Annotated in this window: 6 protein-coding genes; 3 read left to right on the plus strand and 3 right to left on the minus strand. The window is 47.6% G+C overall.

What is annotated here, in order from left to right; genetic code table 11:
• Nucleotides 1–106: 106 nt before the first annotated feature.
• The gene (locus DSCA_RS30810) at nucleotides 107–922 is read right to left on the minus strand and encodes a ComEC/Rec2 family competence protein (RefSeq protein ID WP_155320065.1); all 816 of its coding nucleotides are present in this window, start codon (nucleotides 920–922) and stop codon (nucleotides 107–109) included.
• The gene (locus DSCA_RS30815) at nucleotides 915–3,809 is read right to left on the minus strand and encodes an N-6 DNA methylase (RefSeq protein WP_155320066.1); all 2,895 of its coding nucleotides are present in this window, start codon (nucleotides 3,807–3,809) and stop codon (nucleotides 915–917) included. Before DSCA_RS30815 ends, DSCA_RS30810 begins: the two co-directional genes overlap by 8 nt.
• A 2,067-nt stretch (nucleotides 3,810–5,876) precedes the next feature.
• Here DSCA_RS30815 and DSCA_RS30820 point away from each other — a divergent pair.
• The 3 genes from DSCA_RS30820 to DSCA_RS30830 all read left to right on the plus strand — a co-directional run bounded on the left by DSCA_RS30820 (nucleotide 5,877) and on the right by DSCA_RS30830 (nucleotide 11,780).
• Nucleotides 5,877–6,398 (plus strand): histidine phosphatase family protein, encoded by a 522-nt coding sequence (locus DSCA_RS30820; RefSeq protein ID WP_167528030.1) that lies wholly within the window; start codon nucleotides 5,877–5,879, stop codon nucleotides 6,396–6,398.
• Nucleotides 6,399–6,549: 151 nt separating this feature from the next.
• The gene (locus DSCA_RS30825; RefSeq protein ID WP_155320068.1) at nucleotides 6,550–9,390 is read left to right on the plus strand and encodes a hypothetical protein; all 2,841 of its coding nucleotides are present in this window, start codon (nucleotides 6,550–6,552) and stop codon (nucleotides 9,388–9,390) included.
• A 275-nt stretch (nucleotides 9,391–9,665) separates the two neighbouring features.
• Entirely contained in the window at nucleotides 9,666–11,780 is a 2,115-nt protein-coding gene (locus DSCA_RS30830) for a M28 family metallopeptidase (protein WP_167528031.1), read from the plus strand.
• A gap of 1,193 nt (nucleotides 11,781–12,973) precedes the next feature.
• On the opposite strand, the gene DSCA_RS30835 is transcribed toward DSCA_RS30830, so the two are convergent.
• Nucleotides 12,974–13,483, minus strand: a complete 510-nt coding sequence (locus tag DSCA_RS30835) for a phage antirepressor N-terminal domain-containing protein (RefSeq protein ID WP_167528032.1) — start codon at nucleotides 13,481–13,483, stop codon at nucleotides 12,974–12,976.
• Nucleotides 13,484–13,803 lie beyond the last annotated feature (320 nt).

The following is a 13,803-nucleotide window of genomic DNA, read 5'->3' on the forward strand; positions in this document are numbered from 1 at the left end:
CGTCATAGAGTGTGATTCCCAAAAATATTTAGGCAATATTTTTTTTAAAAAAATTACCTTATTAGTCAACCTTCAAAGAATAAACCGAAAAGAAAAATAAGTAAAATCAAATAGCATACCCCACGGAAGTGTGTGGCCCATCAATATTGATATCGATATTTCCATTAAAAGTATATAGGAATTTAATATCCTTGTACTCCTTTTCGGCTTCTTTTAATTCCTCTGAAGGGTGGTCATAATTGTTGTTTTTGCTACAAGAAATAATAACCCAGTTAGGTTGCACATCAGTTAGGAATTCTGAAGCACATATTCCACCTTCTCTCTCGGAAAGCTTAGCTCCATGATGAGGATATTTCAATACATTTGCCTTAATACACTTTTTGTTCATACATTGCCAGACTTCACCACCGGCATCACCACCAAATAAGATTTTAAAATTTTTTGTATCGAATCGAATAACTATTGAATTATTGTTTTCTTTTTCGGGATCTACTACAAATCTGCTATATGGTGGCCAAATAATTTTAAATTTGGCATTAAGCATATCAATATCACAATTATCTTGGTCGCTATAAGCCGGTACTAATTTTATTATCCCCATTTCTAATGCTTCGTGTATCGCTCGTTTTATACTATTTGCAGTTTTATTTTTTATGAATTTAGGATTAATAAAAATTGGCAATTTATCAATTGTATTTTTTTCTATACTACTCAATAAATGAGATATCCCAGAAATGTGATCTGTATGCCAGTGCGTAATAAAAAGAACCTTTAACTCACCAAGATCCATTATATGGGGTTTTATAGAATGCCAACATTTTAAGTCAATTAATGCAGAATGGCTATTAGGAATATTTCTTATTAAGGTCGTATCACCTTGTCCAACGTCAAAGATAGTCACCATGAATTTTTCGTTATTCATTAGCTGCTGTCTGCTTGATGTTGTTAGCATTAAATAAATTCAAAAAATCATTTTCAATGTCTTCAATAGACTTATATGCATTTCTATGCGGACGGAGTGCACGAATAGCCTGATCTGGGTTTTGCATAACTTGTTGAGGGATGTTTGTAGCCAATTCAATCCAACCGGTGGCACCTTCCTTTTTAGCCCATCCAGGGATTATAGGGGTTAAGGGGACCCAGATGCCTTCAGATTCATTTTTATCACCAGAGTCAAAGCCATCAATAATAATTTTTATTTTATTTTCACTTCCCGTTAATTGAAGCGTTTCAAATGTAGTTTCCCAAAAATTAGAGCGACTAAATTCCCTTTCGGAAGAAACATTTTCTACTTTATTATTACGAGTAGAGATTTTGATTATTTTTTTAAATAACGGCCGTTGTTCAGATGGAAAAAAATCTTCAATTACCTCCCTTTGACAATTTGTTATGTTATAGAGTTTATAAATTATATTATCTATTTCATGGATCATTGAACAGAAAGTATTTTTTTCAACGTCTTTAAGTGCTACTGAAGAATATCGTAATTTCCTACCAAAATCCAAGAACTCCTTGGCTTTTTTAGATAAATTCTTAAAATCATCATCAGTTGAACAAAGTGGTAGCGGAAATGATCTAAAATCGTTGGTTGCTATATTTTGCACCTTTTTTCGCTCATAGAACCATAGACTTGCAATCGGATGGTTTAGAATTGCCCACAATGAATATAAGTATTGTTCTTTTAACGGATTTTTATCTTGATTAGAAAAAGCAACATGGAAACTTTCGGAAGGTGCAAGGCTTTTCATATTTTTGGTTAATGGTTGAATCAAGGCAACAGAACTCCACCGAAAATAAGAGGGATCGGTTCTGGTTTTCCTTAACAAAACCATAGGTTCATTTTTATTTAAATGGTCATTACAAAGTTTAGTACGAGGGCTTGAAGGTAAAAAATTACATTTTCTTAACTCTAAATAGCCTTGCTTTTCCTTCACCAAATCAGTTAACGGAGTTGTTCCTAAAATATTTCCTCCGGTCCAAGGGTGAAGGTTAAATTTTTCGTCTTTTCTGTATTCTTTAATGATCTTGCTTTTTAGAGGTTGCAATCCATTGTAAATAAAAAAATGTTTTTTAACCGGGATACCGTTAGATTCAATGTCAGATAAAATCTCATTAAACTTTGATGGAACAAGATTCTTAGGCAATGAATCTTTATTAATTTTGATAGTTCCGTTCCATTTGGATTTCTTCCCAGGTGCAGGAACATCAGAGAGGGAGTAAATAAAAAAGACCTTGTCTCTTGGTGGTGTTTTACGTAAAACCCATGCTAACGCTGGACGTCTAACACCATCAAACCAATTAGGCTTGACAGACCATTGCTCTAAAATCTCAAAATTTTTTAAAATTCGATGTCTTGTTGGCTCTTCTAATTGTTGGTCTAAAATTGTTTCTGTTAAAATTATTCCTATAAGTCCACCTGGCTTTACAATGTCCATGCAGTGGTTAAGTATTTTAGATGATCTGTCTCTTTGGTTTCGTGCTCTGGGCACTGTTGGGTGATCATTCATTCCTCCAACTCCACCAAAAGGTGGATTTGCAACTACAATTGAAGGCTTCAGTGAAGCTTTATGCAGCCACCTTCTTCCAAATGAATCGCTCTCAGCATCTAACGATGTAATCAACCAATTGTTTCTATGAGGAGGATGAAAAAGCATTAATGTCATTTTGGCGACATCATTTGAAAATTTATCTTTATCGTTTCCGAAAATCGAACCAACCAATTGTTGATGAAAATCGCTCGTTGGAGATTCTGAAAGAATCGATTCGGCAAGTCTTTCATAGCCTGCCGATAGAAGGCTGCCCGAACCGCATGTGGGGTCACAAAGTACTCTATCGTCAGGATTTAGTTCCTCAATTGGCATTCGAGACAATAGTGTCCTTGCCAAAAGAGAAGAAGTATAATGAATTCCCCAATTTCTTCTTAGTTCACTTGTAACAAAGGCTTTTTCATAAAAACGACCTACCATATCTATACTTACTTGTGAAAGATCATAACTATTAGAAAACCTCGTAAGGATCGGATCGAGCCTATCAGCGATTGCTATTGAAACATGGAAGTAGCCTGGTAGGTACTGGTCCGCATATGACAAAAAATTACGGGCTCCTGAGGTTATATCCCAGTCTTTTTTAAGCCTATCCCTAAGAATTCTTGCGCCGATTAGTGCAATCGCCCCTTGTACTACATTTCTTTTATGTTGTTTGGGGGTGTTTTCGATGACTCGACCAACGCTTTTTTCGAAACGTTCGATTAACTCTTTATTAGCAATTCTTATGGCTTCATTAAATAAATCAGGATGTATGTCGAATAAGCTAAGTTGCTCAGGCTCCCACTTAGATAACAATAATTTCCGTGGGGAAAATTGCTCTTGGTGTTGTTTTAAATAATCCTGGAATCTTGAAAGTGGAATGACAGTTTTGTCTGAATGATTTTTGGTGAAGCCTTTCTTTAAGCCAACCGGCCTCAAGTTTGGTTCTTTTGTTGAATCATTATCTAAAGCTTCTACAAGAATAACTATAGGTGTAGATAATGCAAAAAAAGGGGCAATATCAGAATGATAATCCCTTTTTTCAATATTACTTGATAGTTTGAATGATATTACGGCGGTATCGGTATCTCTTCTAAATTGACTTGTATATATTACCAAATCAGCAAAAAACGGTTCGCCTCCTTCTGACACAAAAGAGACATTTTGGTCTATCATATCGTCAGTATATCCAATAGAATTGATAGCCAATTTAATTTGGCATAAAAATTCTTCAGATATTCTGTTGTTATTAGCTAAAATAGAATTTAGTCGTGGATCAGGCATCAATATTTTCTGCCATATTTAAGGCTGAATTAGGATTGTGAAGGAAGTTTTATTTTGTGCTATTTTTCATATGGCACATAATATCCTAATATTCAAGTGTTTTCAGCACATCTTATCTCTCTGATATTTTGAACTTTTAATGATCGTTAGAGACGTCCAAAAAAATATAAACAAGGGTTTCCACCTACCTTAAAAAGCCTCTATAGCATTGCACTAACCGGCAATCAGCAGGGAAGTTTTTCCTATAAAAACGGTAAAGACTGAACTGTTTTGACCGACATAGCCCCGTAGTAAAGAAAAACTATACCACACCCAATCGGAATGATTCTTTTCTGGCTTCCACCATTGCGGAAGGATTATAGAACAGCTTAACGGCGCTTCCGGCTTTTCAATTTCGGGTAAGACCTTCCACCCTGGGTCTTGCCCATTTTTCTAATCTCAGGTCAGTTGTTCTGGAAAAGATTCTCTTGGCAGGCAAACTTTATCAGGACGTGAGGAAGGCGCAAGGAAGAAATTCAGGAAGCAAAAATCCCCAAATTTCATTTCCCACTTTCGGTTTTCACGCTAAAACCCTTTTATATTGATTTTATAGGATATTTTCAATTTCACACCGTTTTGAACCCATTTCCCCGCGTTTCCGGACTTTTTTTTCAAGGAGACCATCACCTGACGGTAATAAGATTATCAATAAGCGCCCGAATAACAGGCCTCAAAGTCTATTTAAGAACCCTTAAATAGACACTCAACCATCATTAAATCCGGCCACAAAACACCCCAAAAACCGATTTTGGTTTCATTTTGCCGATCCACGGCACCACGCCACACAAGCCCGACCAACCCAACGACATCATGGCACATCCCACTGAATCCCACCCGATCCCGGCCCATCCCGCCTGGTTTCAAACCGAGTGCCAGATCACACCTTTTCGCACTTTTTCCTGTCCGATGACCATCCCATGAGGCCTTTAAAAACGCTTTAAACCCCTTTTAACAGGCCTTCACACCTATTTAAAGTGTCAGAATAGACATCGACCAGTTTTCCGGCTGCGACCCGAAACCCGCCAAAAACCTCATTTTGGTTTCATTTTGTCGAATCACCCAAAACGGTAAATAGATTCCACGCAAGACCCCGGCATCACGCAACATCCCACTGGATCCCACCCGATCCCGGTCCATCCCGCCTGGTTTCAAACCGAGTGCCAGATCACACTGTTTCAAACCGAGTGTCATCTCACACTATGTCGGAGTGTCCAGTGCCCGGAAAATTCATCCCAGAGTTTCCAAATTATGCCTGAAATTGCCTCAAAAAAAGTTACATATAAGTTACACAGGGTTTCTAAAACGACAAAAGGCTGCAAACCGTTGCTTACAACCTTTTGTTTTTAAATAATTATATTTGGCGCGCCCGGCAGGATTCGAACCTGCGGCCTACGGATTCGAAGTCAGAGACCTCGAGTTTCCTAACCTCCTCAATTTACGATAAAATATTGAAATAATTCGTATCATACGATTCCATATTTTTACCGATTATCGACGTTTTATCAGATTTTGGACAATTTTCCCCACACAATCCCCACACACATACAACCCCGAATCACCATCATCTTCGGGAATATCCTGAACAGATCATGAAATCAGCAGTTTGCTTTTAACCGTGTCTGCTTTTTGGGGAAAGTCCAAACCAAAGAATCAAATCCAAGCTTGACAAACGCCTATTTTTTTTTGTATGGAGATTTATTCATTCCAAAGGCATCTGACCTAATGCTCAAAATGCATAGGTTGATAGCGCTGCCTGCCCGTACGATTTTGAATCGACACCTCAGCTTCTAATATCTGTTTCCAAGCGGTACACTCACCTTAGATCGACTGCACTACAGAGCGACAACCAACGAAACACTATATCAATAACTGCGTCAACAGCCTTTCTTGGGATGCGTTCCATATCCATACATTCAGAACCGACCGCTCGATACGAGTCTGCACCGCATTGCCGGTGCATTGGTATCTTTAATATTTGACGCCATTCTCAAACGGATGTCACGGAGGTTAAGCATTAAAACTATCCGCTTGTCCCCTTTTCTGCTGACCTGTTTACTGATCCTGCTGTTTTTGTTTCCTGCGGCCTGTTCCACAACCGCCACCTCGGTCTATCTTGTCCGACACGCGGAAAAAGCCGCCGGTAACGATCCGGGCCTGTTGCCCAGCGGAACAGCACGGGCCCATGAACTCAAACGCGTCCTGGAGCATGTGCCCGTTATCGCTGTTTATTCCACTGACACAAACCGAACACGGCAGACAGCCCAGCCCCTTGCCGACGACAAATCTTTGACCACCCAAATCTATGGCGACACTTCCGTCGCGGCCGGTATCATGTCGGATCACGGAAGCGAGGTTGCGCTCATAGTGGGGCACAGCAACACCATACCGCAGCTTATCACGGCATTCGGCGGTCCGAACGGTATCAGCATAGAGGAAGATGAATACGACAATCTGTTTCTACTGCTTATCAACCGTCTGAAAAGATCGGGCAGCACAATCCGCTCCAGGACCAAAGTTTTACACATGAAGTACGGCGCAGTGTCGCCATAGACGGTTTCTCGATCTCACGGACATATATCAGCCCCGCTGGTGGTTCTCCAATACGGGCCAGCACCAAGACGTTCCCGGCAAAGGAAGCATTAGAAAACCGGTTCTCTATTAACTTTGTCACACCCTTGCGGTGAATAAAGGAGGAACATCTATGAAGAAGGAAGTGAGAGACACCAAAGACTGGAAAATCTGCGGCATCATCAGCTTTTCGGCCACGGGAAAGGCCGCAGCTGGCATGAAGGTGGTGGCCAGGGATGCGGACCTGTTCTTTGACGACGATCTGGGCACGGCCGTCACGGATGACATGGGCCACTATGAAATCACTTACAGCAAGGAGCAGTTCAGGGACCTCTTCGAGCAAAAGCCTGATATTTATCTGATCATCTATGATCACAAAGATCGTGTCATCACCGATACCAGAAGCTCGGTGGTGAGGAACGCTGGCAAGGTTGAGGAGATCAATGTACAACTGCCCGGCGGACCGGTCGAGGAGGAACCCGAGATCAAAGTCGGCCCGATCAAGGTCAACCGCCGAATTTTTGAGAAACTGGAACCCGAGATGGTCATCGACATGGCCATGCTCGCCCTAAAGGGGAAAGGCGATAAGAAAAATCTCGGGCTTCTGGAAAAACTGAGCCCCGAACTCAGTCTGGAAAAGCTGAAAAAAGAATTTTGCCTGACACCCCTGGTCAATTTCCTGAGCGACACCATACTGGTGAAAAAATGGCCGAGGGATACCCTTCTGGAATTAGAAGATATCCTCATCGGCTATGAGCCGGAAGTCGGCTATGCCAGCCATGACTGCCCCAACTTCAGCATCACCTACCAGACCAGCGGAACGGACCAGCCGCCCTCCGCGGACGTCGGCGGCAATATCACCATGCCCGGAACCGGCGATATCGTGGGCACCACTACCGGCGGCAACGGTGTGCCAGACTATATTGAAAAGGTCTGCTTCTGGCTGGAAAATGCCCTGGCCACTTACACCGACCCACCCTTCAACCTGAGAAACCCGGCCAGCGGCGGCAAGATCCCGGTGACGATCACGGGTGCCGGAATGAACGGTACTGCAAGCCGCGCCACCATGTCCATGACCATCACCCGGGAGTGCAACGACGACCTGCTGGCGGCAATCTCCACCCATGAATTGATGCACCTCATCCAATACCAGTATGAAGGGGCCGGCACTGCCGGGGATTGGCATTACGGCATACTCGAAGGCGGCGCCGTGTTGGGCGAGGATGTGGTCTTCGACACCCACAACCGCTATATCGTCCAAGCAAGCACTTCGGGCTCCCTGGCCAATCCGCAGAGCTCGCTGACCGGCGCTGGGGGCGGCTACTATCTGGCCCTCTTCATGAAGTATATTACCGAGCAACAGTCCAGCCAGGTAGGGCCGGCTGACGAACCCACCATCGGGGTGGAGGCCTACCGAGCCCTGCTGGAGCGCTTCGACACGGATGGTTACATCACCAGCGCCATGGAAAACGAGATCGGACGCCTGCCCTGGTATCACGGCTTTTATAAATTCAGCTACCTGGATGCGGCAAAGCTGGATGAGACATCTTCAGAAACCATCCTGGGCAACTTCTGGGCGGCCTGCTACCTGAAGGAGTTCGGAACGCCGCCCATCATCAACGGTAGAACGGAACGAAGGTTCGATTTCATGGAAGATGAGGAAGACACCACCTGGGATACCCTCTTCCTGGGTGCGGACACGGTGAGCACCCTCGGCACAGTCTCGTTGACAGTGGACACGACCCTCAACAACGATTCCAGCGTCACCCTGAGTTCCGGGGCCGGGGGCTCCGTCCAAGCCTTTGCCGCTCGCTACTACAAGGTAGACATCGATTCGGCCGTGGATACGCTGCGGGTGGATTTCTCTGCCGATGCCGGTTTTACCCGGCCTCTGGTGCAGATCATCCTGGTGGAATCCGGCAACGAGGTGCGGGATATCATACGCTCCGACCGTACCACCTGGTCGCGGACCATCGCCAATTCGAGGGACGGTAACGATCTTGACCATATCGCCATCATCGTAGCGGGCACCGATGTCGGCGGCAGCTTCTCCCTGAGCGTCCAGGAAGTTTCCCCCGCCCCGGATGTGGTGGTGACCCGGTGGCATCATGTGGCTGGCACCGCTTACGAAATCGACTCCTTTGGCTGGGCCTGGACCTGGGTATCGCCGGACATCTGGGTAGACAATGATGGCAACGGCGCCGCTGACAGCGAAGTGTTCTTCGATTACAACAACCAGTTGTTTATTCGTCTCCACAATCAGGGCCATGTCGATGCAGGAGGCATTGAGGTGAATTTCTGGTACCAGGACGCCTCGGCCGGTCTTCACGACGCCGCCTGGATGCAGGTCCGCGACACCTCCGGTACGGTTCAGAGCATCAGCGGAGTCAGCCTTGCGGCGGGCGCCAGTGACCAGTGGTCTGTGAACTGGTCCCCGGAGCCGTCGGGCGGCAGCAATCACTTCTGCATCCGCCCTGTGGTATCGGTGCCCGGAGACCCAAACACGGACAACAAGCGTTGCCTTTCCAATTTCGGCAACGTCATCACGGGGTCGCCCTACTTCGATCTTTCCCTGCTCCGGCGCATTTTTGAGGATTACCGTGAGTTCCGGCTCGATGTGATCCCCAGGGCGGGTGGCCGCTGGTTTGTTTCGGCTGCGGATGCAGAGCGTATCACAAAAGTCCGCACCAAACCGGGTGAGGGGATAGTGGACAACCTACATGTTCGTAAGCGATATAAAATCGCCCACGTTGCCGGGACGGCCAAAATCGACCCCAAATTTGCCGCCAAGCGGACTTGTCATGCCCTGAGTCAGAAAACCCGCATCGAACGCAGGCCGGATATCACGGGTCACTACCCCACCGATCCGAGAGCTCTTCCGCCGGGACTGGACAATGTGCCCCTGATCACCGTGGCACTGGTGGTGGATGGACGGGTCACGGGTGGATTCACCTGGGCCATTCGGGAAAAGTAAAGTGTTAAGCGACCTGCCGGACCGATTCTGGCAAGGAAAGCTGTTGGGGTGGACAAGTTTTGCCACGCCCCATAAAGCGGTTCATGCATCCGGAAAACCGGAACCAGACAGATCAGCCCTCGCGGCTTTCCCAGCGTCCGCGGGGCACCTGTGCTCTTTCCAAGGACCTAACGTAAATGTCTCCAGCCAGGACTCGAACCCAAAGCCCGGCACGGAAAAACATTGGCCACGCTTTTACAAGTCAACAAACAATCCGGAAAACGAGGAATATGACCATGGGAAAAAACAGATCGCGCAGTGTCGTATTCTACCTCGACCAGCATTTTGGCGCCCCCCGTATCCAGCCCCACCGTAAAAATATGAAAATGGTTGGCCTGGATGTTCTGCCCCATGCCAGGGAAAACATGATGCGTCTGAAAGAGAAAGGATACGATGTCTTTCTGGCCTCTCGCAGTAAGGTCCTGAAGAAGTCAGAACAGGACCTCAAGCACTATCTGCCCCATGTGGACGGACTGGTGCTGTCGCAAAAAAGCAACGAGGACCTGGTGAAAAACTGCGTCCAGAAAATAGGCAAGGTTGACAACGACTGCCTCTTTGTGGCGGCAGACCTTGTGCTCCGGGATCTGGCTGCCCAAAATGGTTTCACGGCCCTCGCCCATCCGGCACTGATCCGACCGTATATGGAGGAATCTGAACTCAGCTTCCTGCGGATCAGCGGCAAGAATGGAGAGATACCGGGTTCCGACGCCCTGATACCCTATTTCCTGGAACGCTTTGCCGACGGTAGCTGGCGCTCCTACGGCGTCGGAACTCTCCAGCGCTATTTAACACGAGTGGATGAAAATTTTGAAGTGCAGGTTCTGCCCCTGGACATTTCACGGAAAGATCCGGTGCTGGTGAAGTTTGACGCGAACAAAGGTGTTAAAAAAGAGAGGCTTGAAGGTCTCAAGCCGCTCTGCATCGACGGGGATAAGATGTTGGTCGCCATGGGGCCGTCTCCGGACGAGGCTGCACGGTCCCTGGTTTTGGGCCACGGTGCCACGCAGCGCCTTTTCCCGAATCCGGACCTGACAAGTCCACCGCCTCAAAAAAGGCAGGCGCTGAATGCCTATCAGTCTGCCATGCGTTATTGGCCCCATGATCGCTTTAAGCTCAAGGAGATTGCTCATGAGATCGACCTAAGCCGATTCGTTCTGCGCCGTGCCCCGGCCACTGAGTATACCATACACCAGCTCGTGGACCGTTTTAGCGGGCAGACCGATCTCGACGACGACGGGCCGGTTATCTCGCGACACGTGCTGCACCCCGACAACTCACGGGCGGTATACGCGGTCAAAGAGGAACTACGCTCCATGGGCTACTGCGTGCACTCCCATTTCTTTTCCTATATGGGAAACACCTACAGCAATATTACCGCCGATCTTCCGGGAAAAGGCTATTTCATCATCCACCCGGATATTCTCGAAAAGATACGGGATCTCTTCATCCGTTATCCCCTGCCCGATCCCGTCGGTCCCTGGTTGGAGCAACTCCGCCACATCATCGGGGATGAAATTCTCAAAAAAATGCAGTTCGGCAAAGCCTCGGGGATATCCGAGGCCTCGGCTATCGAACTACGGCATATCATCGAAGAGCGCTTCTGCCTGAGACCCTGGTATCCCTGGTGGCAGAAGCTCTGTCCCCTGCCGGGACCGGGGGCGGGCCTAGTGGTTGTCGGCTGCCATGTCGACAGCACCGCTTCGCGGGAACCCGTCTACAATCCAGCGGTGGACAGCGCCCCCGGAGCAGACGACGATGCCTCCGGTATCGCCGCCACCTTGGAAATCGCCCGTTATTTTTCCGATTTTCTCAGGGGGAAGCTGACCCATACCGTGCGCTTCTGTTTCTTCAACGCCGAAGAGGTGGGTATAGTGGGCAGCCAGGCCTACGCGGGTTGGCTGAAGAGCTGGAACGCGCCGGTGAGGGCGGTGATCTGCATCGACATGATCGGCTACAACAGCGATGCAGAGCGCATCTACGAGATTCACGCAGGTTACACGGATCCCGCAGTGCGTGATGCCAGCGTACCCATTGCCGAAACTATTGCCAACTGGTCGGCTGCCCAGGGAAGCTTGTCTCCCGCACAGATATACCGGGGCACCAACAGCGGCTCGGGATCGGACCGGACCATATACGATGGCGCCATCAACCGTAGCGACCATGGCTCATTTCACCAGCAGGGATACCCGGCCGTAGTGCTGTCCGAGGATTTTTTCATCAACCTGGCCTCGGAGCCGGCCCAGGATGCCAATCCCAACTATCACAAGCAGCTGGATACCGGCATAGACAACAGCTACGCCGCCGACATCACCTGCGCTATCGCACGCGCGGTGCAGGAGCTGGCCCAGTGAAAAACAAAAAAGAAACTGCAAAATAACATGGAACACCCCTCTTGGACGGTTGCGGGTCCATTCCGGGCGCCGTACAAAGAAATTTTTCATTACCTCATTGCTTGTTGTAAAGGCGGCGAAGCAATTCGAGCAGTTCATTGATCATGGAGACATCATTCTTCTCCGTATTGTCGATGGCCTGCTGGGTCAGTTAGTTGCGAAGTACATACTTGGAGGTGACGGCGTTCATATGCCAGCGCCTCTTTTCCCGGATGCTCCTGTCAGAGAGTGAGAGGAGGATACAGCGCCGCAGCTACCCTCCGGTCTGCTGCTGTATCTCAAGGGTCAACTCGTGGGGCATTCCTCCATTAAACGTTCTTTCCCTTATACACAAGACCTGTTTTTAAGATTTGCCGTGCTTTTCGTGAAGATTACATTAAATTCGCCTTTCCTCATCTCTCCATAACTTCCAGCAGTAAAATTTTATTATATTTTCAAAATGTTAACCTATTTACAGCCCCCTTTAAAATTATCCGCTTCTCTATGAAGCTCCAGTGAACCAACTGTGACCGTATCTGTCACACGGCTGCGTTATGATGGCCTCACTACCAACAAAAAGGAGGCCGCCATGACAGACTTTACCATTACTGAGGACTTCCCAAGATCCGAGATCGAAGTTGATCAACGTTTTTCAAATCCGTGTACGACATCGCTAATTATGGCACAATTTACGATTTAAATGGGGTGACACATTTCCCGCCTTTTCGATCTTGATCAGGCCATTTTTCAGCAGCCATTGTTTGGCCGCGATTCGCCATTCCACGTTGGTGATTTCCGCCCTTCCTGCCCGGTCGGCAATTTTGGTTGCCAGTACCCGGGTCCATCAGAAGATACTTTTTCGTTCGCGTTTTGAGTAGCGGATACGATTACCTCTAAAATACGTTCCCTAAACTGTACGATTTTCAAGACAACGCCGAGGCGTGTGAAACCGGACCCGGCCAACCGGTTTTAATTCGACGGATGGGCGACTTTAATTCGCTCATGCTTTTCCTGGGGTTATTTTCCGTTGGGGAGCAATGCCGGCCTTGGGCGGCAGAGGGGGGCCATCTAAACCCGAAATTCCTTTTCTTCAGCGGTGGGCCCGGCGGGAATGGTGTCCCCCGCATGGCCTTGACGGAGTGCGGAGACATAAAAAGAGTATGGAAAACAGATTGTTACATGTCCAGGACAGGAAGCGAGGTTGGCAAAAGTAAAGGCATCTTGTGCCTGTGCAAGGCAGAGCATAAGGAAATGCAGTCTGGTTCCAATGGGGCAAAGGAATCCCGGCCAAACATTTCACGTAAAATGAAGGTAATGTTTTCCTGGTAATAATGCAGACAGGTTACGCTTTCCTCCTGGGCGTCCTTCTCCAACGGGATCGTATCCAACCATGCCGGGACCTCATGGACCGGAAGGCAGGTCAGCCACTTAATTTGGTTTCCGCAAACGAGCTGGGTTGATATCAGGTGAAACCGGTTATGTTTTTTGAGGCCGGCCAACTGAGTCTGCCAGTCAAGCCTTATACCGTCACAAATCGGCTTGAGGGCCAGATAACAGCCACCTTTGGTTTTAACGCCGGAGATCGTGTGGTCCTGGATCCGGTAGCAGATGTAGCTGACATTGGCACCGTGGGTTATCCGCCGCGGCCCATTGTCGTTGGCTGTGTTGCGGTTTTCCGTCCTCATGATAATTCTATTTCCTGACATTTTAATTTCGTGCGTTTAAATCGATAGCTAAAAACCATCAAACGCCCTCCCGCAGCGTCCGGTTTATTTTCGTACCGGTGGGTCGAAAACATTAATTCCACCTGCTCATATCTTCATTTTTTTAAGTTTTTTCCCTCAAGCGTAATCGAACCCCCCGGGTAAGCGTAAGCACCTGCCAGAACCCGAAACCCCTTCCGTGACCCGGTGGGCCGGGCAGAAAAGGATCCCCCCGCATGGTCTGCAGGGGAGGCGAGCCGCCAAGAAAAACTGCAGGCTGACCCTGACGGGATACCCAGGAT

The organism is Desulfosarcina alkanivorans (genome assembly GCF_009688945.1).
Lineage (GTDB): Bacteria > Desulfobacterota > Desulfobacteria > Desulfobacterales > Desulfosarcinaceae > Desulfosarcina > Desulfosarcina alkanivorans.